We start from the raw sequence: 25548 nt of genomic DNA on the forward strand, positions 1-25548 counted from the left end.
GAAAAAAGCCAGCATTGCTGGCTTTTAGTATATACATCATCAGATTACTGGCGACTGTCATTTGCCTGGCGCAACAGCGTGCGGCTTTCACTCTGGAATCGCGTGGCGTAATCACCGAACCAGTGCTCCACTTTACGGAAACTGTCGATAAACGCTTGTTTATCGCCGTGTTCCAGCAAGGTGATCGCTTCGCCAAAACGCTGATAGTAGCGCTTGATCAGCGCCAGGTTATTTTCAGACGACATGATGATGTCGGCGTAAAGCTGTGGATCCTGGGCAAACAGTCGCCCGACCATCGCCAGCTCCAGACGATAGATTGGCGAGGAAAGCGCCAGCAATTGTTCAAGCTGAACGTTCTCTTCCGCCAGGTGCAGACCATAGGCGAAGGTTGCAAAGTGGCGCAGCGCCTGAATAAACGCCATGTTCTGGTCATGCTCTACCGCGCTAATGCGGTGCAAACGTGCTCCCCAGACCTGGATCTGTTCCAGGAACCACTGGTAGGCTTCCGGCTGCCGTCCGTCGCAGTAAACCACTACCTGCTTCGCCAGGCTGCCGCTGTCCGGGCCAAACATCGGGTGTAACCCAAGCACGGGCCCGGTGTGCGCCGCCAGCATTGCCTGTAGAGGGCCATTTTTAACGGACGCCAGATCCACCAGAATGCAATCTTCCGGCAGCGGAGGAAGTTTCGCGATAATCTGCTCCGTCACATGAATCGGTACGCTGACGATAACCATTCCGGCATCCTTCATGAGTTCCGGCGCATGCGGCCAGTCCTCTTTTTCCAGGATGCGCACCTGATAGCCAGAAATCGTCAGCATTTTTTCAAACAGACGCCCCATCTGGCCGCCGCCACCGACAATCACCACCGGACGCAGCGACGGACAGAGAGTTTTGAAGCCCTTGTCGTTTTCGCTGGAATAGGATTCCCGCATCACACGACGCAGGACATCTTCAATTAAGTCCGGTGAAACGCCCAGCGCCTGTGCCTCTTTACGGCGGGAGGCGAGCATAGAGGCCTCACGCTCCGGAACGTAAATTGGCAGGCCGTATTTGCTTTTAACTTCGCCGACCTCAGCAACCAGTGCCATGCGGCGCGCCAGCAGGTCCAGCAACGCCTTATCCACTTCATCAATTTGATCGCGTAATGCGGTCAATTCAGCAACCATAACTATCCTCTTATGCCAGACGCGTCGCCAGCTGGCCGTTCAAATCTTTGTGGATCTCACGCAGTAGCGCATCAGTGGTTTCCCAGCTGATGCAAGCATCCGTGACCGAGACGCCGGGCTTCATCGCGCTACGCGGCTGTTCCGATGACTGATTGCCTTCATGAATATTACTTTCAATCATCAGGCCGATAATTGAACGGTTACCATCTTTAATCTGTGCAATCACAGATTCTGCAACCGCAGGCTGGCGACGGTAATCTTTATTCGAATTACCATGACTGCAATCTACCATCAGCGCCGGACGCAGTCCCGCCTGTTCCATCTCTTTTTCACACTGCGCGACATCCGCCGGGCTGTAGTTTGGCGCTTTACCACCGCGCAGGATCACATGCCCGTCCGGATTGCCCTGCGTTTGCAGCAGGCATACCTGGCCCGCCTGGTTGATCCCGACAAAACGATGGGGCATGGCGGCGGCGCGCATGGCGTTAATCGCCGTGGCCAGGCTGCCGTCGGTACCGTTTTTAAAACCAACCGGCATAGACAGGCCAGACGCCATCTCGCGGTGGGTTTGTGACTCGGTGGTGCGCGCCCCAATCGCAGACCAGCTAAACAGATCGCCGAGGTACTGCGGGCTGTTCGGATCCAGCGCTTCGGTTGCCAGCGGCAGCCCCATGCTGACCAGCTCCACCAGCAGGCGACGCGCAATCTTCAGGCCCGCTTCCACATCAAACGAGCCATCCATGTGCGGATCGTTGATCAATCCTTTCCAGCCAACCGTAGTACGTGGCTTTTCAAAATAGACGCGCATCACCAGATAGAGGCTATCGCTGACCTCCTCCGCTAATGCTTTAAATCGACGAGCGTACTCAATGGCGGTTTCAGGATCGTGAATGGAGCAAGGACCACATACCACCAGCAGGCGCGGATCGCGGCCTGCGATAATGTCAGAAATGGTCTGGCGAGAGTGCTCAATCTGAGCTTCCTGCGCGACGCTCAGCGGGAATTCCGCCTTCAGTTGATCCGGGGTGATTAACACCTGTTCGTCAGTGATATGTACGTTGTTCAGCGCGTCTTTTTGCATGATTGCGATCCTGTAAAACTCGTTTGCGATAGTGGTTTTCCTCGAAGAGGTGACACAACGATAACATATCAAGTAAAGATTTCAATCCAAAATACGTACAGATTATTTTACAGTAGCCATTTAAATGCCAAATCACAGGTTAAAATCGTAAACATAAAATTACACATGCGCTTTTAACGCCAGTCTACGCTCACACCAGGCACGCTATCCCGGCGCTGGCCGTTAGCTTAATTATCCTCGGGTGAATTGAGGGAAAGTTGCGTGGCTACATAAATCCTGGCAACAAAAAATGAATAAAAGTATGAATTCCAGCAGACTTAATTGAGCCTGCCTAAATTACTTTGAATATCGTGCTCTGTAAGATTTAGCTTAGGTCAAGACAGGGATATTTCTGACATAATGACGGCTTTGAGAAAGAATGGTATTCTGCCGGAAATTCATAAGGGCATCTATTTCCGGGGCGGTTTGGCGGATTCTGATGAGAAATACATTCTTGATCGCTTTGCTTCACCTCCCCCTGGCGCTAATGCTGTTCATTTTGGTGAGCCCTGTAAGGGCAGGCTCGCTCACGGAAACGGATAAATCGGTACGTTCGATTGTTTCTGGTATTGTAAGCTACACCCGATGGCCAGCACTTTCCGGCCAGCCTAAGCTCTGTATTTATGCCTCTTCCCGTTACAGACAGGCGCTCAGCAGTGAAGATGTAAATAACCCGTTGCCCTATAGTCCTGTCATTGTGCATAGCGATCGGGAAGCACTCACAGCAAGGTGCGATGCCCTCTATTTCGGGAGCGAATCACCGGCAAAACAACAGGAAATAATAAATCAATATCAGGGCCAGGCGTTGCTATTAATGTCAGAGCAAAATCCTGAATGCGTTATTGGCAGCGCATTTTGTCTGATAATAGAGCACAACAAGGTCAGGTTTTCCGTAAATCTGGATGCGCTGACGCGCAGTGGCGTAAGAGTCAATCCGGATGTATTAATGCTCGCACGGAATAAGAAGCATGAATAAGGAAGTCACACCAACACCGCGTCCGACGTTTAAAAGAACGTTGCGGCGAATCAGCATGATAAGCGTCATTATAACGATGACGTTTATATGGTTGCTGCTGTGTTTCGCTTCCGTGGTGACATTAAAGCAATACGCGCAAAAAAACCTCGAACTCACCGGCGCCACCATGAGCCACAGCCTTGAGGCTTCTCTGGTGTTCAACGATGCCGTGGCGGCAAATGAAACGCTGGCGACCCTCGGCAAGCAGGGGCAATTTGCTGTGGCGGAAGTGCTTAATGCACATCATAAACGGTTTGCCTGGTGGTCGTGGAACCCGGCGGATAATACCGACACGCTGGGCGCGCTGGTCAACCGGTGGTTGTTCCCTGTTCCTGTCGCACAGCCCATCATACATAACGGTAATGTGATTGGCGAAATTCGTCTGACCGCACGAGACAGCCTGATTAGCCACTTTATCTGGCTCTCATTTGCGGTCCTCACCGGCTGCATTCTTTTTGCCTCTGCCGTCGCATTGACCATCACCCGCTCGCTACATCATGGCATGGTTGTTGAAATGCAAAACATCACTGACGTTGTGCATGACGTCCGTACCAACCGCAACTTCTCTCGCCGGGTAACGGAAGGCCGCATTGAAGAGTTCCACCAGTTTGGTGAAGACTTCAACAGCCTGCTGGATGAAATGGAAGAGTGGCAGCTCAAGCTACAGGCGAAAAACGCTCAACTGTTGCGTACCGCCATGCACGATCCGCTCACGGGGCTTGCAAACCGCGCCGCGTTTCGCAACAACATTGCGGCCTTAATGAATGACGCTTCGGCAAAGACCAATTCTGCCCTGCTCTTCCTGGACGGTGATAACTTCAAGTTTATTAACGACACCTGGGGCCATGCCGCGGGTGACTGCGTACTGATCGAAGCCGCAAAAAGGATGGTCGAATTTGGCGAAAAACGTCATCAGTCTTACCGTCTTGGCGGCGACGAGTTTGCCATGATCCTTTATGGCGTCCACACCGCGCGTGAGGTCGAATATATTTGCGCTGCGCTGTCGCAGCAATTTATCCGTCCGTTTGATCTGCATAACGGACACACAGCATCAATGTCACTCAGCATTGGCTTTGCTCTGGCGTGGGAAAATGCCTCCGTCGAGGCATTACTGGAGCAAGCCGATCGCAATATGTACCTGGTCAAAAACCAGCGTTCGAAAACAATACCCTGAAAGGAAGACGATATGTTGAAGCGATACTTCGCGCCGTTGTTACTGGCATCTCTGGTTATGTCCGGGTGCCAGACGCCGGAGGGTAAATTCACACCAGAGCAAATCGCGGCCATGAAGTCCTACGGCTTTAACGAACTGAATGGCGACTGGTCCCTGGGCCTGTCGGATAAGATCCTGTTTGATAAAAATGACGCCAGACTGCGTCCGGAAAGTGAAACGCAGATCCAGACTATGGCCTCACGTCTGGCGGCAACCGGTCTGAATCACGCCCGGATGGACGGCCATACGGATAACTATGGCGAAGAGAGCTACAACGAAGCGCTTTCGTTAAAACGTGCCAATGTTGTAGCGGATGCCTGGGCGAAGGGCGCGAACATCCCGCGCAGCAACCTCACTACGCGGGGTTTAGGCAAAAAATACCCTCTCAGCAGCAACCGTACTGCGCAAGGGCGCGCTGAAAACCGCCGTGTTGCGGTAGTTATCAGCACGCCTTAAGACTATTTAGCGGATGTGCCGGCGAGCGACACGCCTGAAGCCGCTCGCCAGCGCAGCCAGTCAATCACGATAAATACCGCCAGACTGACGCCCATTACCGGCAACGCCAGCCCCAGCAGGAGGCTTATCATGAACGTCACTCCCCTTCCCCACAGCGGCAATGCCAGCCAGCTTTGACAGAGCGTCTGTACCGGGTTCGCGGCTGACGTCGCAGGACGACGCATCCACCACATCCGGTATCCCCAGATAATCAGCACGCACAGCGCAACGCCAAACGCGATGAGCAGCAGCTGATTTGCCAGACCAAACAGGATCCCCATATGGAAATCCACGCCCCAGCGGGTGAGTTTAGCCATCAGCGGGAAATCCCCAAAGCGAGTCCTGTCCAGCACATTCAGAGATTGAGGGTCCACGGCAACGGCATCAACCTGCGTCGGCCAGCGGCGATCGATTTCCGTCACCGTCCAGGCCTGGTCGACCCTGCTTGCCGGACGGATCTCAACGTTGTTCGCATCAATTCCTGACTGGCGGGCGGCTTGCAATACGCTGTCAAAAAGCGACAGTACAACAGGCATTTCAGGCATCGACATTCCGCCGTGATGACCACGATGTTCGGCGTGTTCATCCATCATTTCCGGCGCACCGGAAAGGGTGGTGTTTACCTGCGGCGTCAGCCAGTTCATCTCTGCACGCAGCTTATCGACGTTGCCACCGGCCCATTGTGACCAGGTTAACCCGGTGACTGAGAACAGCAGCATTCCCGCCAGTAACGTCCAGCCTAAGATCACATGCAGGCGACGACGATTCTGGAAACGATTGTTAATACGGCGCTTCGGTCGGGTATAGAACCACAGCGCGATCCCGCCCAGGGCAGCAACCCACATCCACGAGGCGGCTAACTCGCTATAGAGGCGCCCGAGGTTGCCCAGCATCAGCGAGGTATGCAGATAATCGATAGTCTGACGCAGCGGTAAAATCCCGCTGGTGCCGTATACGGTCATATCCCCTCGAACCTCAAGGCTGGCGGGATCAATAAAAATAGCCCGATGCTCGGAGGTACTCAGCGCCGGGTCGGCAAACATCACGCGGGTCGTTTCGCCCTCTTCCAGCCCCGGACGAACGGCATGCAGACGCAGATCTGATTCTACGGCCTTTTCGGCCGCGGCAATTTGTGCAGCAAGAGGCTGCGCCTCACCCACGGCATCCGTGTGGAGTGCATGATGGTACAGCGCATTTTCAAGCTGCGGCGTGGCGACATACAGCGTACCGGTCAGCGCTGCGAAGAAAATAAACGGACCAACAAACAGCCCGATATAGAAATGGAGGCGACGCAGCAGGTTTCCCCATGCCGCGCGCGGAGTGCAGGTAGTCATACTTTTCCTTTTTAAGGCAAAAAGTGAGTGATTTTGTTTTAAAGGGAGAAAGCAGACCGACGCGGCGGCGCGCGGGTATCGGGGTAAAGCCAGGGGAAAAAGTGCCAGTGGCTGACCGCCTGACGAGGCGGCTTCATGCGCAGCCGCTGCAACACCACGCTGAGCAGAACGATAAGCGCCAGCATCACGCCCGGCACATGCGCTAACAGCACGCAGTAGCCGCAGGCTTCCGCATGGTCAACTGGCATGGAATGCGGCATATCCCCATGATGCTCGTCCATCGACATCATGCTCATGTCATGGTGCATGCCCGGCATGGCGCTCATGGGATCTTTTTGCAGCGAGACGGAGATCAGCGGCGCCACGACGATCAGCAGGATCGCAAACAGCGCGGTCAATGCCGCTGCGCGTTTCCAGCTATGCTGATGCAGTACGTTATCCACTTACCCTCCCCCCAAGAGGCGAACATTGTAAATGATTTATGACGGAAGGGTTAACGCGAGAGGTGCGATGGGATAAAAAAAGGGCCAGCCTTTCGGCCAGCCCTTTCTGACAGGATGTCGCTTAAGCGAATCTTAGTTCAGACGCTCTTTAATACGAGCAGACTTACCAGTACGCTCACGCAGGTAGTACAGTTTAGCTTTACGTACAGCACCACGACGTTTAACAGCAATGCTGTCAACTACCGGAGAGTGAGTCTGGAAGACACGCTCAACGCCTTCGCCGTTGGAAATTTTACGAACAGTGAATGCAGAGTGCAGACCGCGGTTACGAATAGCGATAACCACGCCCTCGAATGCCTGCAGACGTTTTTTGGAACCTTCAACAACCCATACTTTCACTTCCACGGTGTCACCTGGACGGAAGGAAGGTACGTCCTGCTTCATCTGCTCTTGTTCAAGTTGCTTAATAATGTTGCTCATAATTTAATCTCTTATCCTGGGTAAACTGATATTCGGGAGCGTATTACGCTTTCCCATCATGTTCATGCTGCTGGTGCGCGTGTTCGGTTTTGAACTCGGCCAGCAACTTTGCTTGCTCTTCAGTCAGAGCCAGGTTTTCCAGAAGTTCAGGTCTTCTAAGCCAGGTCCGGCCCAGCGACTGCTTCAAACGCCAGCGACGTATCTCGGCATGGTTTCCAGACAGTAACACTGCCGGGACTTCCATCCCTTCTAACACTTCAGGACGAGTATAGTGTGGACAGTCCAGCAATCCATCGGCAAAGGAATCTTCCGTTGCCGAAGCCTCATGGCCCAGAACCCCCGGAATAAACCGGGCGACGGAGTCAATCAACGTCATTGCTGGTAGCTCACCACCGCTGAGAACGTAATCGCCGATAGACCATTCTTCGTCAATCTCGGTTTGAATTACGCGCTCATCTATCCCTTCGTAGCGACCACAGACCAGAATCAGCTTTTGATTCGTCGCCAGTTCGCTCACGCCCGCTTGATCAAGCTTGCGTCCCTGAGGTGACAGATAAATCACCTTCGCGCCTTCACCTGCCGCGGCTTTTGCTGTGTGAATGGCGTCCCGTAAGGGTTGCACCATCATCAACATCCCCGGTCCGCCGCCGTAAGGACGATCGTCCACGGTACGGTGCCGGTCATGCGTGAAGTCACGAGGACTCCAGCTCTGGATGCTCAGCAGGCCATTCTTTACTGCCCGGCCAGTTACCCCGTAATCGGTAATCGCGCGGAACATTTCAGGAAACAGGCTAATTATGCCAATCCACATAGCGCCGTCTTTTACCGTTTATCCGGAGAATTTAAAAACCAGGATCCCAATCTACTTCAATGGTTTGAGTAGTGAGATCGACTTTCTTGATAACCTGTCCATCGAGGAACGGGACCAACCGCTCCTTGATGCCAAATGCATCTTTCAGGTTTGCCTTAATGACGAGAACGTCATTTGACCCGGTTTCCATCATGTCGATGACTTTCCCCAGGCTGTAGCCTTCAGTGGTCACTACCTGGCAACCCATAAGGTCTTTCCAGTAGTAGTCACCCTCTTCCAGTTGCGGCAACTGCGACGAATCCACGACAATTTCACAATTAGTCAGCGCATTCGCGGCATCACGATCGTCAATGCCTTTCAGCTTGATGATGATGTCCTGATTGTGGTGACGCCAGCTTTCCAGCTCGACCTCTTCCCACTTACCGGCTTTCTGGATAAACCAAGGCTGGTAATCAAAAATGCTATCAGCGTCTTCAGTGGAGGAAAACACTCTGAGCCAACCACGGATACCGTAGCAAGAACCCATTTTTCCCAATACGATCGGTTCAACAGGTGCTTTATTGCTCATCATGACCACCGTGACAGATTAAGCTGCTTTGTTTGCTGCTTTGATCAGCGTAGCAACGCGATCGGAAACAGTAGCGCCCTGGCCAACCCAGTGAGCGATACGATCCAGATCCAGACGAGTTTCTTCTTCTGCGCCAGAGGCCAGTGGGTTGAAGAAACCAACGCGCTCAATGAAGCGACCGTTGCGTGCATTACGGCTGTCAGTCACAACAACCTGGTAGAACGGACGCTTTTTAGCGCCGTGACGTGCTAAACGAATAGTTACCATAACATCCTCTTGTGTGAATAAAACAACCGGGCCCCATCGAGGAACGGAGCCCGGGTGTCATATTAAAAGCCCGAAAATTTTACTCATTTTCGGGCAAAAAGCAATCTCAAAAGCGATTATCGCCCAGGAAAACCGGGCGGCATCATGCCTTTCATGCCGCGCATCATCTTCGCCATGCCGCCTTTCTTCATTTTCTTCATCATGCGCTGCATGTCGTCGAACTGTTTCAGAAGGCGGTTAACGTCCTGGACCTGCATGCCGCAACCGGCTGCGATACGGCGCTTGCGGGAACCTTTGATGATTTCTGGCTTCGCGCGCTCTTTCAGCGTCATCGAGTTGATGATTGCCTCCATACGCACCAGCACTTTGTCATCCATCTGGGATTTGACGTTGTCCGGGATCTGCCCCATACCCGGCAGTTTACCCATCAGGCTTGCCATACCGCCCATGTTTTTCATCTGACGCAGTTGCTCAAGGAAGTCGGTCAGATCGAAACCGTCACCTTTTTTCAGCTTGCTAGCGAGTTTTTCAGCCTGCGCGCGGTCAACCTTGCTTTCGATATCTTCGATCAGCGACAGCACGTCGCCCATGCCGAGGATACGGGAGGCAATACGATCCGGGTGGAACGGCTCCAGCGCTTCGGTTTTCTCGCCCACGCCGAGGAACTTAATTGGCTTACCGGTGATATGACGAATAGACAGCGCCGCACCGCCGCGAGCGTCGCCGTCGACTTTGGTCAGCACCACGCCGGTTAACGGCAGGGCTTCGTTAAACGCTTTTGCGGTGTTCGCCGCATCCTGACCGGTCATGGCGTCGACAACAAACAGGGTCTCTACCGGATTGATAGAAGCATGAACCTGCTTGATTTCGTCCATCATCGCTTCGTCAACGTGCAGTCGCCCGGCGGTATCCACCAGCAGCACGTCGTAGAATTTCAGCTTCGCCTCTTTCAGCGCCGCGTTAACGATGTCAACAGGCTTCTGCGCCACGTCGGACGGGAAGAAGTCTACGCCAACCTGCTCGGCCAGCGTTTCCAGCTGTTTGATCGCCGCCGGGCGATACACGTCCGCCGAAACCACCAGCACTTTTTTCTTGTGCTTTTCGCGCAGGAATTTCCCCAGCTTACCGACGCTGGTGGTTTTACCCGCACCTTGCAGACCCGCCATCAGCACGACGGCTGGTGGCTGAGCCGCCAGGTTAAGCACCTGGTTCTCTTCGCCCATCGCCGAAACCAGCTCGTTACGGACGATTTTGACGAACTCCTGACCCGGAGTCAGGCTCTTGTTAACTTCATGACCAACCGCTTTCTCTTTCACGCGGTTGATAAAATCACGCACGACCGGCAACGCAACGTCTGCTTCCAGCAGCGCCATGCGCACTTCGCGCAGCGTTTCCTTGATGTTCTCTTCGGTGAGGCGTCCACGGCCGCTGATGTTGCGCAGCGTGCGCGACAAACGATCGGTTAAATTATCAAACATTGTCTCTCGCCTGGGGTAGAAACGTTAGGTCGCCTGGGCGACACATACACAGAATTTTGCCGGAGTATAACATGAAGGCGCCTTTGTTGTTATGCAACGGTTGGAGCAGGCGTCACGTAACGTTATACTGCTTCTCTTTCTTATTAAGACAACTGTCGACGCCTATATGCCTGTTTTCGCACTGATCGCCCTTGTTGCCTACTCTGTCAGCCTCGCGCTGATCATTCCTGGCCTGCTGCAAAAAAACAGCGGCTGGCGGCGCATGGCTATTCTTTCGGCAGTGATCGCACTGATTAGCCATGCGTTTGCGCTGGAATCACGCATCATTCCCGGCGACGGCAGCGTGCAAAATCTGAGCGTGCTGAACGTCGGCTCGCTGGTCAGCCTGATGATCTGTACGGTCATGACCATTGTCGCGTCTAAAAATCGTGGCTGGCTGCTGCTGCCGATAGTCTACGCCTTTGCGCTGATCAACCTGGCGTTAGCCACGTTCATGCCCAATGAGTTTATTACCCATCTGGAAGCCACGCCGGGGATGCTGGTGCATATCGGCCTGTCTCTATTCTCCTACGCGACGCTGATCATCGCCGCCCTTTACGCCATGCAGCTCGCCTGGATCGACTACCAGCTGAAAAATAAAAAGCTGGCGTTTAACCATGAAATGCCGCCGCTGATGGTGATTGAGCGTAAGATGTTCCACATCACCCAGGTCGGCGTGGTTTTGCTGACGCTGACGCTGTGCACGGGCTTGTTTTATATGAAGAACCTGTTCAGCGTGGAGAATATCGATAAAGCGGTCCTCTCCATCATCGCGTGGTTTGTCTATATTGTCCTGTTATGGGGCCATTATCATGAAGGCTGGCGCGGTCGTCGCGTGGTCTGGTTCAACGTTGCGGGTGCGGGCATTCTCACGCTTGCCTATTTTGGTAGCCGCTTCATACAGCAATTTGCTGGCTAAGTAACAAAAGGAGTTCCCCCTGGAACACATCTCTACCACCACGCTGATCGTCATTCTGGTCATCATGGTGGTCATCTCCGCTTATTTCTCTGGCTCTGAAACCGGCATGATGACGCTGAACCGCTACCGGTTACGTCATCGCGCCAAGCAGGGTAACCGTGCCGCGCGTCGTGTCGAAAAGCTTCTGCGTAAGCCGGACCGTCTGATTAGCCTGGTGCTTATCGGTAACAACCTGGTCAATATTCTCGCCTCTGCACTGGGCACCATCGTCGGGATGCGTCTGTACGGCAACGCAGGCGTGGCGATTGCCACAGGTGTGCTCACGTTTGTGGTGCTGGTGTTTGCGGAAGTACTGCCCAAAACCATCGCGGCGCTTTACCCGGAAAAAGTCGCCTACCCGAGCAGCTTCCTGTTAGCACCGCTGCTTATTCTGATGATGCCGCTGGTCTGGCTGCTGAATATGGTGACACGGGTGCTGATGCGCATGGTTGGTATAAAGGCAGACGTCACCATCAGTAGCGCGCTCAGCAAAGACGAACTGCGTACCATCGTGAACGAATCCCGCTCGCAGATCTCCCGTCGCAATCAGGACATGCTCCTGTCGGTGCTGGATCTGGAAAAGGTCAGCGTTGACGACATCATGGTGCCGCGCAATGAAATCGTCGGGATTGATATTAACGACGACTGGAAGGCCATTGTCCGCCAGCTGACGCACTCCCCGCACGGGCGTATCGTCCTCTATCGCGATTCTCTCGACGATGCCATCAGCATGCTGCGTGTGCGCGAGGCCTATCGTCTGATGACTGAGAAAAACGAGTTCACCAAAGAGGTGATGCTGCGCGCCGCCGACGAAATTTACTACGTGCCGGAAGGCACCCCACTGAGCACGCAGCTGGTGAAGTTCCAGCGAAACAAGAAGAAAGTCGGTCTGGTGGTGGATGAATACGGCGACATACAGGGGCTGGTGACGGTCGAAGATATTCTGGAAGAGATTGTCGGGGACTTTACCACGTCAATGTCGCCTTCCCTTGCAGAAGAAGTCACCCCGCAAAACGACGGGTCAGTGCTTATCGACGGCAGCGCCAACATTCGTGAAATCAATAAAGCGTTTAACTGGCATTTGCCGGAAGACGAAGCGCGGACGATGAACGGAATGATCCTGGAAGCGCTGGAAGAGATCCCGGCGGCAGGCACGCGCGTGCGCATTGCGCAGTATGATATTGATATTCTGGACGTTCAGGACAACATGATTAAGCAGGTGAAGGTCCTGCCCGTTAAACCTTTACGCGAAAGTATCGCCGAGTAATGTTGTAGGCCGGGTAAGGCGAAGCCGCCACCCGGCACTACGGGTCGGCAAATTACGCTTTCGCTTTCGCCACGGTCACCATCGCAGCGCGAATAGTACGACCGTTCAGGGTATACCCTTTCTGCATCACGCCCAGCACGTTACCCGCGGCAACGTCTTCGGATTCCACCATCGCAATGGCCTGGTGAACGTTTGGATCCAGCGGTACATCCGTATCGGCAATCACTTCAACACCGAACTTACGCACCACATCCAGCATGGATTTCAGCGTCAGCTCGATGCCTTCAATCATCGCCGCGTTATCCGGATTAGCTTTATCCGCCACTTCCAGCGCGCGATCCAGGCTGTCGATCACCGGAAGCAGTTCGTTGACGAATTTCTCCAGCGCAAATTTGTGCGCCTTTTCAACGTCCAGCTCGGTACGACGGCGCAGGTTTTCCATTTCCGCTTTGATACGCAGTACGCCATCGCGTTCGCGATTCTGCGCTTCTACCAACTGAGCTTCCAGATTGGCAATTTTTTCATCGCGCGGGTCCACCTGCTCAGCAGACGTGTCTGGCTCTACTGCCTCAACTTCATCGTGCTGTTCCGTGATAATTTCTTCAGGGGCTTGCCCCTCAGGCGTTTTCTGTTCTTTACTACTCATGAATTTCTCCGCGTTTTTCTGCATTCATCTCGCTAACTTCGCTTATTATGGGGATCAGTTTCCTGGATTCAAGGGAACAAGGCAGATTGTCATCATTCATCAGGCACAAGGACCTCCAGAAAATGAATAATCATTTCAGGTGTATTGGGATCGTCGGCCATCCGCGTCACCCTACCGCATTGACGACACATGAAATGTTGTATCGCTGGCTGTGTGGTAAAGGCTATGAAGTGATGGTCGAGCAGCAGATCGCCCAGGAGTTGCAGCTTAAAAGCGTCAGAACCGGCACGCTGGCGGAAATTGGCCAGCAGGCGGATCTCGCCGTGGTGGTCGGCGGCGACGGCAATATGCTGGGCGCGGCGCGAACGCTGGCTCGCTATGATATTAAGGTTATTGGTATTAACCGTGGCAATCTTGGTTTCCTGACCGACCTCGACCCGGACAATGCGCAACAGCAGCTGGCGGACGTGCTGGAAGGTCACTATATCAGTGAAAAACGGTTTTTACTTGAAGCCCAGGTCTGCCAGCAGGATTGCCAGAAGCGCATCAGCACCGCTATTAACGAGGTGGTTCTCCACCCTGGTAAAGTGGCGCACATGATCGAGTTCGAAGTCTATATCGACGAAATCTTCGCTTTCTCGCAGCGCTCTGACGGGCTGATTATTTCAACCCCGACGGGGTCAACTGCCTATTCGCTTTCAGCCGGAGGCCCAATCCTGACGCCATCGCTGGATGCGATCACCCTGGTGCCGATGTTCCCGCATACGCTCTCGGCGCGTCCGCTGGTGATCAACGGCGACAGCACCATCCGCCTGCGTTTTTCACATCGCCGCAGCGACCTGGAGATCAGCTGCGACAGCCAGATTGCGCTTCCCATTCAAGAAGGAGAAGATGTCCTCATTCGCCGCTGCGATTATCACCTGAACCTTATCCATCCAAAAGATTACAGTTATTTCAATACATTAAGCTCAAAACTCGGCTGGTCAAAAAAATTGTTCTGATTTTACATCCAGCGCTTTACTGTATATAAAACCAGTTTATACTGTATACAAACACAGTTATGGTTTTTCATACAGGAAAACAATTATGCTGGCACAACTGACCATCAGCAACTTTGCCATTGTTCGTGAGCTTGAGATCGACTTCCATAGTGGAATGACGGCGATTACCGGTGAAACCGGTGCAGGTAAATCCATTGCCATTGATGCCCTCGGCTTGTGCCTCGGCGGTCGTGCAGAGGGTGATATGGTGCGCACAGGTGCGGCCCGTGCCGATCTCTGCGCCCGCTTCTCGTTAAAAGACACGCCTGCCGCCCTGCGCTGGCTGGAAGCGAACCAGCTGGAAGATGGACGTGAGTGTTTACTTCGTCGCGTCATCAGCAGTGACGGCCGCTCCCGCGGTTTTATCAATGGTACAGCGGTTCCCCTTTCCCAGCTTCGCGAGCTGGGCCAGCTGCTCATCCAGATCCATGGTCAGCACGCGCACCAGCAGCTAATCAAACCCGAACAGCAGAAAGCCCTGCTCGATGGCTACGCGGGTGAGTACGCGCTTACTCAACTCATGGCGGAGCACTATCGTCAGTGGCATCAAAGCTGCCGCGAACTTGCGCAGCATCAACAGCAAAGCCAGGAGCGTACCGCGCGCGCCGAGCTGCTGGAATATCAGTTGAAAGAGCTGAACGAATTTAACCCTCAGGCGGGTGAATTTGAGCAAATCGACGAGGAGTACAAGCGTCTGGCCAACAGCGGTCAGCTGCTTTCCATCAGCCAGAATGCCCTGAACATGCTGGCGGATGGCGAAGACGTGAATTTGCAGAGCCAGCTGTATACCGTGCGTCAGCTTGTTACCGAACTGACCGGCATGGACAATAAGCTTTCTGGCGTACTGGAAATGCTGGAAGAGGCCGCGATTCAGATTTCAGAAGCCGGGGATGAGCTGCGCCACTACTGTGAACGTCTCGATCTCGACCCGAACCGTCTGTTCGAGCTTGAGCAACGCATTTCCCGTCAGATTTCACTGGCGCGTAAGCATCACGTTACCCCGGAAGAGCTGCCGAATTACTATCAGTCTCTGCTGGAGGAACAGCAGCAGCTGGACGATCAGGCCGATTCCCTTGAAACCTTGTCTCTGGCGGTTAATCTGCATCATCAGCAGGCGCTGGAAACGGCGAAACGGCTGCACGACGTGCGACAGCACTATGCTCTGGAGCTTAGCCAGCATATTACCGACAGCATGCATACGCTGGCGATGCCGCATGGGGTGTTCACTATTGATGTTCGCTTTGAAGAGCATCACCTGACGGCGGAAGGCGCAGACCGCGTAGAATTCCGCGTCACCACCAACCCAGGCCAGCCTTTACAGGCGATTTCGAAAGTGGCTTCTGGCGGTGAACTGTCGCGTATCGCCCTGGCCATTCAGGTGATTACCGCCCGTAAAATGGAAACCCCGGCGTTGATTTTCGATGAAGTGGATGTGGGTATCAGCGGCCCGACCGCGGCCGTTGTCGGCAAACTGCTGCGTCAGTTGGGTGAATCGACGCAGGTTATGTGTGTGACTCACCTGCCGCAGGTCGCCGGCTGTGGTCATCACCACTTTATCGTTAGCAAGGAAACCGATGGCGAAATGACGGAAACGCACATGAAACCGCTGGATAAACGCTCACGCTTGCAGGAGCTGGCACGCCTGCTGGGGGGCAGTGAAGTCACCCGTAATACGCTCGCGAATGCGAAAGAACTGCTGGCGGCATAAACTTTTTCGGGATCTCAGGGTCATACAGAACAACAAAAACGCCGCCAGACCAGTTTCAAAGTGGGGCAAGGTCTATTATCATCGGCATATTACATATGAGCCGCGTACTGCTCGGGCCCGAAAAGGAATCAAATCACTATGCGCTGTAAAACGCTGACCGCTGCCGCAGCGGTTCTTCTGATGTTGACCGCAGGCTGTTCCACTCTGGAGAAAGTGGTTTACCGTCCTGATATCAACCAGGGGAACTACCTTACTCCTAACGATGTGTCCAAAATCCGCGTAGGTATGACACAACAGCAGGTCGCTTATGCCCTGGGAACCCCGATGATGTCCGATCCGTTCGGCACAAATACGTGGTTCTATGTATTCCGCCAGCAGCCTGGTCATGAAGATGTGACCCAGCAAACCCTGACGCTGACCTTCAGCAGTGCTGGCGTGCTGACCAACATCGACAACAAGCCTGCCCTGACCAAATAATCAGGCGCCAGCAACGCAAAAAGGTGCTCAATGAGCACCTTTTTTGTGTATGTTTATTTGGCTACTTACCGGATTTCTCTGCTCGCTGACGGCGCAACTCTTTTGGGTCGGCAATCAGCGGACGATAGATTTCAACCCTGTCGCCCTCTTTCAGCACATCACCGAGCTTAACCGGACGGCTATAAATGCCGACTTTATTCTTCGCCAGGTCAATATCACGGCGAAGTTCAAGGATGCCGGAGGCCCGGATAGCCGCCTCAACGGTGGCGCCCTCTTCAAGCGTCACGCGCTGCAAATACTGCTTCTCCGGCAGCGCATACACCACCTCAACAGCAATCTTATGCGACACTGTAAACCTCTTTGGCGCGCGTGGTGAACGCCTGAACCATATTCGAGGCCAGCTCTTTAAATATTCGGCCAAACGCCAGTTCGATCAGCTTATTGGTAAATTCAAAATCCAGATGAAACTCAATGCGGCAGGCGTCAGCGCTCAGTGGCGTAAACTTCCACCCTCCCATCAGTTTTTTAAACGGACCATCCACCAGATGCATCAAAATACTTTGATTGCTCGTCAGGGTATTGCGCGTGGTGAACGTTTTGCTGATCCCCGCTTTGGAGACATCCACGGCCGCAGTCATCTGCGTCGGGCCGGATTCCAGCACCCGGCTACCGGTGCATCCTGGAATAAATTCCGGATAGGACTGAACGTCGTTCACTAACTGATACATTTGTTCCGCGCTGTAGGGAACAAGCGCAGTACGGCTAATCTGAGGCATAGCATTTTCCATGGTCACACAACAGACAAATAATAACATTTATCACCTGTTAAAAAAACGCTAAGCCTTATCTCGTGCTAAGATAGCGCGTTAGACCTCACAGGACGCAATGAGGTGACTTTTTAAAATCAGATTACCGACGGCTTTACGACACTTATGACGAAGAAAAAAGCACATAAACCTGGTTCGGCGACCATTGCGCTCAACAAGCGTGCTCGCCACGAGTATTTCATCGAAGAAGAATTCGAGGCTGGCCTTGCGTTGCAGGGCTGGGAAGTAAAATCGCTGCGTGCCGGGAAAGCCAATATCGGCGACAGCTACGTGATCCTGAAAGACGGTGAGGCCTTCCTGTTCGGCGCGAACTTTACGCCGCTGACCGTCGCCTCTTCACATTACGTCTGCGATCCAACCCGCACCCGTAAGCTGCTGCTGAACAAGCGCGAACTGGAATCCCTCTACGGACGCATCAACCGCGAAGGCTTCACCGTGGTGGCGCTCTCTTTGTACTGGAAAAATGCCTGGTGCAAAGTGAAAATCGGCGTGGCGAAAGGTAAGAAACAGCACGACAAACGTACTGACCTGAAAGCACGCGAGTGGCAGCTCGACAAAGCACGTATCATGAAAAACGCAGGACGTTGATTCTGCGCGCTTATTGTACTATTCAATAAGTTAGCGTTTCGGGCTGGTATCGAGGAAGTGAAATCTGGTATACTGAGTTCAACACTATTGGGGCTGATTCTGGATTCGACGGGATTTGCGAAACCCAAGGTGCATGCCGAGGGGCGGTTTGCCTCGTTAAAAGCCGCAAAAAAATAGTCGCAAACGACGAAAACTACGCTTTAGCAGCTTAATAACCTGCTAAGAGCCCTCTCTCCCTAGCTTCCGCTCTTAAGACGGGGATCAAAGAGAGGTCAAACCCAAAAGAGATCGCGTGGAAACCCTGCCTGGGGTTGAAGCGTTAAAACTAATCAGGCTAGTTCGTTAGTGGCGTGTTTGTCCGCAGCTGGCGTGCGAATGTAAAGACAAACTAAGCATGTAGTACCGAGGATGTAGAAATTTCGGACGCGGGTTCAACTCCCGCCAGCTCCACCAAAATTCTCCGTCGGTGATTACCAGAGTCATCCGATGAAGTCTTAAGAGCCCGCATGGCACAAGCCCTGCGGGCTTTTTTGTACCTGCAATTTGTCCCGCGAAGTCTGATGCCAACTAATTAAATCCGAACCTTTTAGGCACCTTGTTAGGCACTTCATAAAGCTTTATTGTTTTTGAGGTGCCTAAAACTATGGAAACCCGGCAATGGCAAGACAAACCAAACCTCTATCCGTTAAAGAAATCGAATCTGCTAAATCCAAGGAAGCGGACTACGTTCTCTATGATGGCGATGGCCTTGAGCTACTTATCAAATCCAGCGGGAGTAAAATCTGGCAGTTTCGCTACATTCGCCCTGTCACCAAGAAACGTGCGAAGAAGAGCATAGGCCCCTACCCGTCAGTTACGCTTGCCGATGCCAGAAACTATCGAGCAGAGTCACGCTCTCTCCTGGCGAAACAAATCGACCCACAGGAACATCAGCAAGAACAACTTCGCAGTTCGCTGGCAGCCAAAACCAATACTTTCCAGCTCGTGGCTGAACGTTGGTGGAATATAAAGAAAGCCAGTGTAACCGATGACTACGCAGAGGATATCTGGCGCTCTCTTGAGAGAGATGTTTTTCCTGCAATTGGCGACATTAGCGTTATAGATATTAAAGCTCATACACTGGTTCAGGCCGTCCAACCGGTTCAGGCCAGAGGAGCACTGGAAACCGTTCGTCGCCTGTGCCAGCGCATTAATGAGGTCATGATCTATGCCCAAAACACAGGGCTGATTGATGCTGTTCCCAGCGTTAATATCGGTAAAGCCTTCGAGAAGCCTCAGAAAAAGAACATGCCCAGCATTCGACCGGATCAGCTACCACAACTGATGCAGACAATGCGAACAGCCAGCATTAGCCTTTCCACACGCTGCCTGTTCATGTGGCAACTTCTTACTATTACCCGCCCTGCCGAAGCGGCTGAAGCTCGCTGGGATGAACTAGATCTGGAAGCGCGAGAATGGAAAATTCCCGCATCACGAATGAAAATGAACCGTGACCATACTGTTCCATTGTCAGACGAAGCGATGGCTGTTCTAGAGATGATGAAGCCTTTGAGCGGCAACCGCGAATTTATCTTCCCAAGCCGTATCAAACCCAACCAGCCAATGAATAGCCAGACCGTTAACGCGTCGCTAAAACGTGCAGGTTTTGGAGGTGTGCTCGTTTCACACGGTTTGCGTTCTATCGCCAGTACAGCCCTTAACGAACAGGGTTTTCCACCTGACGTTATTGAAGCGGCGTTGGCCCACGTGGATAAGAATGAGGTTCGTCGTGCGTATAACCGCAGTGATTATCTTGAGCAGCGACGACCTATGATGCAGTGGTGGGCTGACTTCGTGATGGCAGCTGACCACGGAAGCATGATTAGCGAGGGTATTAGAGGTATAAGGCTTGTCGGCTAATACACGAATAAGCGATTCATAGGGAGCGCTTATTCGTTTTATCTAAACACTTAATAACTACACAGTCTTCTTAAATTATCAGAAAGCTGGGCTTTAACATCCATAGGGCTCGCTCCCCATAATGTGGCTAACTGAGTCTCGGCAATCGCACTATCCCATGGCATTAGTGGTTCATTACGAAACTTACCAAATGGCCCATCGGTTTCTGTAAGAATGCGTGATTTAGGAATTTTCAAAGCTAAGGCCTTCCCCTTAATTGTATCGAGCATAGCAGGCCCCACGGAGAACCAACACCCTAAATCGATTGCTCTTTCTAGCTGCCTGGGTGTACCAGTAAACCAATGTAATATCGCTATCCCATCAATATTTTCAATCTCATCAATGGTAGCTGATGCACTTCCCCGACTATGAATAGTCATAATCTTACCTCCAGCACGATGCACACTATTGAGTATGTGCCGAAATACCTTCAGTTGGACATCCCAATGCTCTTTAAATCCCTTACCACCATCAAGCCCTATTTCGCCAACATACCTGGTCTCGGAAAGTAGCGAATCAAACAGCTCTAACTCATGAGATCTTTGATGTGCAATTTGGGGATGGAGCCCAAGAGCAGTTCGGATTCGCTGGCTTCCTTTAGCCAGTAAAGAAGTCCCATGCCATGCTCTGGGTGTCGTTGTAACCGACAGTATATAAGTCCCTCGACGTCTGCACTCCTCAGCCACTTGTTCTGGCCGAGGATATAAGTCAAGATGACAGTGCATGTCGATGCTCACACAATGCCCTCACTCAATAAGTAGTTTTCGACCTCATTTAGCCCTTCCATAAACACCTGCTTAAAATTATTGAAAGCGGCCACAGGCAAGGGGCCGCTCTTGGCGACCCATGTTCCTATTTTCAAAGTGGATTTCTGTGCGATTGCAATCCTGAGAGCGATAAGATCATCCCTACGATCAATTTCATTCATTACTTTAGCCAGGGATTGGAATGTGTAACCAGCGTCTCTATTAATTCCCCCTGCATGAAGCGATGCCCGTCGAATGATGCACGGTACACATACCCCGCACTGCTGATTAGCGCGTTTCCAATGACTGCAAGATACTGTACTTTCTACAATTTCAGTTAAGAGTTGCTTATTCAAACATTGATAAGCCATTTGCCCTTTTGTTTTGAACTGATATGGGTTGATTATTTGGCAAGGAATTCCGACCGCATCAAACAGCTGTTGTATGCTGGCAATAAAATATGGATGTGTTGTTCGTGTGCTCAACGTACCTATCCGGCGTGGAGTTAGTGGAGCATTTAACGAGATAAACCCATTTTCGGGCACATAAAGATCGACCTTTTTTTGTTGAGATACTTCTTGTACAGCACAAGCGCCCACTGCCGCAAAAGCAAGAAAATTGAGGCTCCGCGTTCGCATCGTAATGTCAGTCACACCTTGATAGTGATGCGGATCAGCATTAATTTCAAACCGTGAATATCGACCATTCAATCTTTCAGCAATTTGATCTTGGCGTGACTTATCTCCTTTATAAGCATGGCTAACTAAAAGCGGAGCGCGCCCCACTGCTAGAAGATCTATTGCGCCAATAGCCGAATCTAATCCTCCCGAAAATAAACTGACACAATCAAGTTCTTTGAGCTTAATCAGGTGAAACCTTGAATGTTGACTATAGGGTTCTGGCGGTGCATAACCACCAGTGCAAAACTCGAAATCCCAGATGTCCCCACTAAGAAAATGCAAAGTGCTTTCAAGTTCCTTCTTTAGAGCAATCCATCGAGATGGCTCATGAAGGGGAAGTCGTAGCGAGAATTGACGAGTCCAACCATCCTCCGAGCTTTCACGCTGAACGAAGGTATCAGCCGCTGTAACCGCTAGTGCGATGCTCAAAAAGTCCATGACCTGAGCTGGAATTTTGACTCCCAAGCGCTTAATTCGATCAATCGCAGGATTTCCAATAATAGATATATCACCCCGTCCCTGCCCACTTAATCCATAAAGCTGTACGGGCAACAAGTTCTCACCTGCTGGCGGTAAGAGACGATGATCATGATGGAAAACTAAGTATGTCATTGATAGGCCTCCCATTCTTGCCAAGCCTCAATAATTACCTGACGCTCGATTTTAACCATTTGATTTCTTGTAAAAGATCTAATGTTACCGACAAGTTTTGGAGCCATATGCTTATCAACAACAACTTTGATCAATTCTCGAAGTTCAGTTTCTGCATGAATGGCCTTTGAAGGAGTGTCCGCTTTATTCCATGCCTTGTTAGAATCCATGACCATTTGCAGAAAAATGCTTTCAGCTAAATAACAAATCATTGTGTCAACGATCACACCATCAGTTATTTTTTGGGGATCGAAAATTGCTACACCATCGAGAGCTTCCACTAAGGCATGATTCATGGCTGCACAAATTTTTTCTGAATCACCATCCTGTGACGTTAAAGCTTGAGCAATCGCTGATATTGCCATTTCGCATGGAAGGCCAGCCAAACTTCCCAAATCAATGCTTGGTTCTCCTGGAGCCGCTTGCACTCCCGCCAGAGCCCCAAACAATCCGCCCCCTGCCTGTGTGACACTCCCTAATCTTCGAGCTGCACTACTGCTTCCTCCAGAGGCTTTTCGCGCGTAATGCCCTATGGCTTTTCTGAAGTCTGCTCTATTGCCGTTTGAAACTGCGTTTCCCAAAGACTCCCGAAAAGGCGCAAACCTTCGTTCTTGAGGCGGAGTTAAGGGTTGCTGTGGCTGATCATCAGCCCATGGTGGAACCAGTGGAGAACCACCACCCGGGCCTATACTTGATTGTGAAGTTCCCATTAAGCGTCCTTATTCCATTGCTCATCTTTTAGTGCTGCAGCCATCCATACTGGTGGCTTCGTTCCCTGCTGCAACTCCTGCAAGTAACGAATAAATATACTGGCCGCATCTGTCGAGTGGCGAGCCAAGAGGCATGCACCAGAAAAACCTTTAGGCCTACGAGCCCATTCCGATACTTGCCTCAACTGGCTAATTAAACCTTCCATTACCGGCACCTGTTCCTCACGCGGAAGCGTTTCCAGAAGAACTTCTGCTGTAGGAGAACTAGTATTTTTCAATTCAATAAGTGCATTCAATGCTTCCCGTCCAGATGGAGACAGACCAACTACATATGCACCTATTGGCATGGTTTCTCTGGATAGGTATATGGCGGCTCTCAAATCGATTCCACCAAGGCGTGGTTCAAGCTGGGACCATTGAGCAATAAAAGACTTAGTTGTTGGATTATCAGTCCATGTCTTTGGCGCTTCAGAAGGTATTTGACCGTCAGCCTCTTCAAGCTGTCTAAGCAGTTGGGGCATGCCTTGTTCAATATCCACGAGGTGATATAAGTCAGCTGTGCCATCTACTCCAACACATCGCTCAAAGATTACTAACTTAGTGATGATTGCTTCATCCAAAGGCATAGCTCGTCGTTTAGCAATTTGAGAACGCATTTTGACAACATTCAACAAGCGTTTAACGATCCTAGGATTGCCATGAATAATTGGAGAGTTGGCTAATACTGGAGCAATGCGGTCCGCACGTGCAAATGCTAAAGCGAGATTACTATCCTCAGATTCACCAGTCATTTTAAGCGCGTCTTGCCGAGTAATTGGTTCATCTTTCCAGGATTGCTGCAATGCCTTTTCTAGCCCGCCGCGAAGCGTGGTAAGTTTTTGGCCTTTCAAGCCATGCTCAATAGCATAAAGCATGAATAGATATGAACGAATCTCACGCACCCCAGCTTTTGGCACCCGAATAGGAACCTGGATGAGCTTATCGAGATAGTCTATTTGATGACGTTGGGATGCCCCTTTGAAGTAATCAGCCACAGAAGAACGAATCATGTCCTCGTCCGCTGCAATGATAAAGGCAGTATTAGTTAAGAAAAGGAATAACCTGATGGCTTCAAGGGTATGGATAGCATTAGCAGGCAGGCAGCGATCGAGGTTATCAATTACTACGATGAGTGGCTTACCAAGCTCTTCTAAAATTTCCCCATATTCCTGACGAAAAGCATCAATCTGCTGTGGAGGGCTTTTTTTAGCATCTGGTTTAATCAAACCACCCGCAGCTTGTTTACCTTCTTTAGCCAGGTTGCTCAAAGCCTCATATTCTTCCTGGCTCTGGATGCCATCAGTAACATTCCTAAATGCACCAATGCTTCTGGAAAGCAAACCGCCAGTAGGAACACCAGCAAATAAAGCAGCTCCCTCAGCCAGAAAGCCCATTGCTCTAAACCCATCAACCCGGCTTAAAAGTCTTTTTGCTTTTGAGACAAGAGTCGTATTGCCACCCGCAGCTTTTGTCAATGCTGTAGCGATGACTTCAAGTAGGGCAGCACGCGCATCGTCGTAGCCCTGATAGAGCCAAGAGTCAAAATTAATTACTATCCAATCTTTGTCATCTTGCTCAAGTTTTTGCTCTATCAGTTTCAAAAGTGAAGATTTGCCAGCCCCCCAGTTACCAAAAATGCCTATTGATACTGGCAACATATTTTCGGTGGTAAGCACATCTACTGCTAGCTGAGATACTTCACCAAAATTTAGGTAATCCTCTGATGATTCCTTATCTGACCACATCTATTTATCCTTTATTTTTCTCGACTTATGGAAGGTTTAAACCAACCAAGGCAAAGTTTATTAAAGACGTATGTTTCGGTTCTCAACTTGTTAGGAGTTACAGCTCAAGTTTCTGATTTTAATTTAAATTCTCGGATAGGTGATATGTCCTACGATCGCACAAATCAGCCTGTAATCGGCTACGTAGAAGACCTCATGGTCCTCGGTACTTTGCTCACCAATGAAGAAAATCTGAGCCCTGTCTTTTAGCTTTTTCTTCCCCGCATCCTTCGCTTCTTCCTGGGCAGCCTCCAGCTCATTTCGAAGTGCTGTGCGTTTAGCTTGGGACCAGCCGCTCCATTCCACATGGAGTTTGTAACTTCGAGAAGGCTTGAGCCTTCCGGATTCATCTTTAACCCATTCTCCAGAAAGCGGAATGATAATCCGATTCTCATCTTGCTCAAATTTCTGCCACAACAGCTGTGAGTAGAAAACCCGTTGCTCCGGATAAGACTGAATAGGATCTTTAAGTTTTTTAAAAACGGACATGTAAGTATCGGCATCAATATCCGGTATATGTAGTGACATACCTCGATCATATGGGAAGTGAATAAACGCTCTACAAATCTGCCGAATAGCATTAACCGGACGACGCGATTGCCGTGTTGGGGCATTGCCACTACTGGATGTTGATGATGTAGAACGTGTTGTGCTCGAACTGTTTTCACCACCTGTTGCGTCAGGATCAACAACTGGACGTTTTTCAATCAACTTTAACCCTGCTGGCATCAAAGCCGGTGCACTGTCCAAGAGATGGCGGACGCTTTTCTTCTGGCCCTGCTTAACAACAGTGCTCTCGGCATCAGCATCGCAGTTAATGTGTTCTTTTCCTGGCATTTTACTAAACGACGGTCTTTTCTTACTGCCTTTTTTATAGGCGGAAGGATACATTTCGATTCCGCATCCCCAGCAGACATAACCACTGGTATCAACGATATCCAACAACCAGAGTTCTTCAGCATCCACTTTTTCTCCGGTGCGTTTGTCACGAGCAGATTCCATCCTTTCCTCCTAAAATGAATAGCCTTCGAGTTTTCTCAGGTTGAGAGCACAACAGCCT

At 51.3% G+C, this 25548-nt stretch carries 27 protein-coding genes and 1 other RNA gene; 11 read left to right on the plus strand and 17 right to left on the minus strand.

Features of this window, described 5'->3' with window-relative positions:
• Positions 1–44: 44 nt before the first annotated feature.
• Entirely contained in the window at positions 45–1166 is a 1122-nt protein-coding gene (tyrA, locus tag ACQG0S_RS16425) for a bifunctional chorismate mutase/prephenate dehydrogenase (protein WP_426750593.1), read from the minus strand.
• A 10-nt stretch (positions 1167–1176) separates the two neighbouring features.
• On the minus strand, positions 1177–2247 hold the full coding sequence (aroF, locus tag ACQG0S_RS16430) for a 3-deoxy-7-phosphoheptulonate synthase AroF (protein WP_006811632.1): 1071 nt from the start codon (positions 2245–2247) through the stop codon (positions 1177–1179).
• 478 nt (positions 2248–2725) lie between these two features.
• Here aroF and ACQG0S_RS16435 point away from each other — a divergent pair, with 478 nt between their 5' ends.
• The 3 genes from ACQG0S_RS16435 to ACQG0S_RS16445 are packed head-to-tail and all read left to right on the plus strand — an operon-like array spanning position 2726 to position 4970.
• On the plus strand, positions 2726–3262 hold the full coding sequence (locus ACQG0S_RS16435) for a YfiR family protein (RefSeq protein ID WP_048965962.1): 537 nt from the start codon (positions 2726–2728) through the stop codon (positions 3260–3262).
• Positions 3255–4475 carry a diguanylate cyclase DgcN gene (gene dgcN / locus ACQG0S_RS16440; protein ID WP_045308387.1) on the plus strand — a complete coding sequence of 407 codons (1221 nt, stop codon included), beginning with the start codon at positions 3255–3257 and terminating at the stop codon, positions 4473–4475. The genes ACQG0S_RS16435 and dgcN overlap by 8 nt, the downstream gene beginning before the upstream one ends.
• A gap of 12 nt (positions 4476–4487) precedes the next feature.
• Complete coding sequence (locus tag ACQG0S_RS16445; protein WP_023298405.1) at positions 4488–4970, plus strand: OmpA family protein; 483 nt, start codon at positions 4488–4490, stop codon at positions 4968–4970.
• Positions 4971–4972: 2 nt separating this feature from the next.
• Here the strand turns inward: ACQG0S_RS16445 and ACQG0S_RS16450 are convergent, their stop codons facing one another.
• From ACQG0S_RS16450 to ffh, 7 genes are all read right to left on the minus strand, one after another.
• Positions 4973–6343 carry a PepSY-associated TM helix domain-containing protein gene (locus tag ACQG0S_RS16450; RefSeq protein ID WP_048965916.1) on the minus strand — a complete coding sequence of 457 codons (1371 nt, stop codon included), beginning with the start codon at positions 6341–6343 and terminating at the stop codon, positions 4973–4975.
• A 38-nt stretch (positions 6344–6381) separates the two neighbouring features.
• Positions 6382–6786 carry a DUF2946 domain-containing protein gene (locus tag ACQG0S_RS16455; protein ID WP_022649065.1) on the minus strand — a complete coding sequence of 135 codons (405 nt, stop codon included), beginning with the start codon at positions 6784–6786 and terminating at the stop codon, positions 6382–6384.
• A gap of 132 nt (positions 6787–6918) precedes the next feature.
• Positions 6919–7266 (minus strand): 50S ribosomal protein L19, encoded by a 348-nt coding sequence (gene rplS / locus ACQG0S_RS16460; protein WP_002914145.1) that lies wholly within the window; start codon positions 7264–7266, stop codon positions 6919–6921.
• Between the two features lie 43 nt (positions 7267–7309).
• Positions 7310–8077, minus strand: coding sequence for a tRNA (guanosine(37)-N1)-methyltransferase TrmD (trmD, locus tag ACQG0S_RS16465; RefSeq protein ID WP_003863138.1), 768 nt, complete (start codon positions 8075–8077; stop codon positions 7310–7312).
• A 31-nt stretch (positions 8078–8108) separates the two neighbouring features.
• Positions 8109–8648, minus strand: a complete 540-nt coding sequence (gene rimM, locus ACQG0S_RS16470; protein ID WP_003863136.1) for a ribosome maturation factor RimM — start codon at positions 8646–8648, stop codon at positions 8109–8111.
• Positions 8649–8663: 15 nt separating this feature from the next.
• On the minus strand, positions 8664–8912 hold the full coding sequence (gene rpsP, locus ACQG0S_RS16475) for a 30S ribosomal protein S16 (protein WP_022649067.1): 249 nt from the start codon (positions 8910–8912) through the stop codon (positions 8664–8666).
• Positions 8913–9028: 116 nt separating this feature from the next.
• Complete coding sequence (gene ffh / locus ACQG0S_RS16480; RefSeq protein ID WP_003863132.1) at positions 9029–10390, minus strand: signal recognition particle protein; 1362 nt, start codon at positions 10388–10390, stop codon at positions 9029–9031.
• Positions 10391–10556: 166 nt separating this feature from the next.
• Between ffh and ACQG0S_RS16485 the strand changes: the two genes are divergently transcribed.
• A complete protein-coding gene (locus tag ACQG0S_RS16485; RefSeq protein WP_014832951.1) occupies positions 10557–11348 on the plus strand; it encodes a cytochrome C assembly family protein in 792 nt (263 codons plus the stop codon).
• Positions 11349–11367: 19 nt separating this feature from the next.
• On the plus strand, positions 11368–12654 hold the full coding sequence (locus ACQG0S_RS16490; protein ID WP_048965917.1) for an HlyC/CorC family transporter: 1287 nt from the start codon (positions 11368–11370) through the stop codon (positions 12652–12654).
• 52 nt (positions 12655–12706) lie between these two features.
• On the opposite strand, the gene grpE is transcribed toward ACQG0S_RS16490, so the two are convergent.
• A complete protein-coding gene (gene grpE, locus ACQG0S_RS16495; RefSeq protein WP_003863126.1) occupies positions 12707–13300 on the minus strand; it encodes a nucleotide exchange factor GrpE in 594 nt (197 codons plus the stop codon).
• A 122-nt stretch (positions 13301–13422) separates the two neighbouring features.
• Here grpE and nadK point away from each other — a divergent pair, with 122 nt between their 5' ends.
• The 3 genes from nadK (at position 13423) to bamE (ending at position 16525) form a co-directional block, all read left to right on the plus strand.
• Positions 13423–14301: an NAD(+) kinase gene (gene nadK, locus ACQG0S_RS16500; RefSeq protein ID WP_022649070.1), complete on the plus strand. Its 879-nt coding sequence runs from the start codon at positions 13423–13425 to the stop codon at positions 14299–14301.
• 85 nt (positions 14302–14386) lie between these two features.
• Positions 14387–16048: a DNA repair protein RecN gene (gene recN / locus ACQG0S_RS16505; RefSeq protein WP_022649071.1), complete on the plus strand. Its 1662-nt coding sequence runs from the start codon at positions 14387–14389 to the stop codon at positions 16046–16048.
• Between the two features lie 138 nt (positions 16049–16186).
• A complete protein-coding gene (gene bamE / locus ACQG0S_RS16510) occupies positions 16187–16525 on the plus strand; it encodes an outer membrane protein assembly factor BamE (RefSeq protein WP_003863121.1) in 339 nt (112 codons plus the stop codon).
• 61 nt (positions 16526–16586) lie between these two features.
• On the opposite strand, the gene ACQG0S_RS16515 is transcribed toward bamE, so the two are convergent.
• On the minus strand, positions 16587–16874 hold the full coding sequence (locus ACQG0S_RS16515) for an RnfH family protein (protein WP_003863119.1): 288 nt from the start codon (positions 16872–16874) through the stop codon (positions 16587–16589).
• A complete protein-coding gene (locus tag ACQG0S_RS16520; protein WP_003863117.1) occupies positions 16864–17301 on the minus strand; it encodes a type II toxin-antitoxin system RatA family toxin in 438 nt (145 codons plus the stop codon). Before ACQG0S_RS16520 ends, ACQG0S_RS16515 begins: the two co-directional genes overlap by 11 nt.
• A gap of 156 nt (positions 17302–17457) precedes the next feature.
• Between ACQG0S_RS16520 and smpB the strand changes: the two genes are divergently transcribed.
• From smpB to ACQG0S_RS16535, 3 genes are all read left to right on the plus strand, one after another.
• On the plus strand, positions 17458–17940 hold the full coding sequence (smpB, locus tag ACQG0S_RS16525; protein ID WP_003863115.1) for an SsrA-binding protein SmpB: 483 nt from the start codon (positions 17458–17460) through the stop codon (positions 17938–17940).
• Between the two features lie 89 nt (positions 17941–18029).
• Positions 18030–18393: a transfer-messenger RNA gene (gene ssrA / locus ACQG0S_RS16530) on the plus strand.
• Between the two features lie 204 nt (positions 18394–18597).
• A complete protein-coding gene (locus ACQG0S_RS16535) occupies positions 18598–19839 on the plus strand; it encodes an integrase (RefSeq protein WP_048965918.1) in 1242 nt (413 codons plus the stop codon).
• 50 nt (positions 19840–19889) lie between these two features.
• On the opposite strand, the gene qatD is transcribed toward ACQG0S_RS16535, so the two are convergent.
• The 5 genes from qatD to ACQG0S_RS16560 form a co-directional block, all read right to left on the minus strand.
• Entirely contained in the window at positions 19890–20603 is a 714-nt protein-coding gene (gene qatD, locus ACQG0S_RS16540) for a Qat anti-phage system TatD family nuclease QatD (protein ID WP_048965963.1), read from the minus strand.
• 8 nt (positions 20604–20611) lie between these two features.
• Entirely contained in the window at positions 20612–21931 is a 1320-nt protein-coding gene (gene qatC / locus ACQG0S_RS16545) for a Qat anti-phage system QueC-like protein QatC (RefSeq protein WP_193388978.1), read from the minus strand.
• Positions 21913–22665, minus strand: coding sequence for a hypothetical protein (locus ACQG0S_RS16550; RefSeq protein WP_048965920.1), 753 nt, complete (start codon positions 22663–22665; stop codon positions 21913–21915). Before ACQG0S_RS16550 ends, qatC begins: the two co-directional genes overlap by 19 nt.
• Entirely contained in the window at positions 22665–24449 is a 1785-nt protein-coding gene (locus ACQG0S_RS16555) for a KAP family P-loop NTPase fold protein (protein WP_048965921.1), read from the minus strand. The genes ACQG0S_RS16550 and ACQG0S_RS16555 overlap by 1 nt, the downstream gene beginning before the upstream one ends.
• 123 nt (positions 24450–24572) lie before the next feature.
• On the minus strand, positions 24573–25490 hold the full coding sequence (locus ACQG0S_RS16560) for a hypothetical protein (RefSeq protein WP_048965922.1): 918 nt from the start codon (positions 25488–25490) through the stop codon (positions 24573–24575).
• Positions 25491–25548 lie beyond the last annotated feature (58 nt).

It is taken from the genome of Enterobacter cloacae complex sp. 418I7, assembly GCF_050030705.1.
Classification (GTDB): Bacteria; Pseudomonadota; Gammaproteobacteria; order Enterobacterales; family Enterobacteriaceae; genus Enterobacter; species Enterobacter intestinihominis.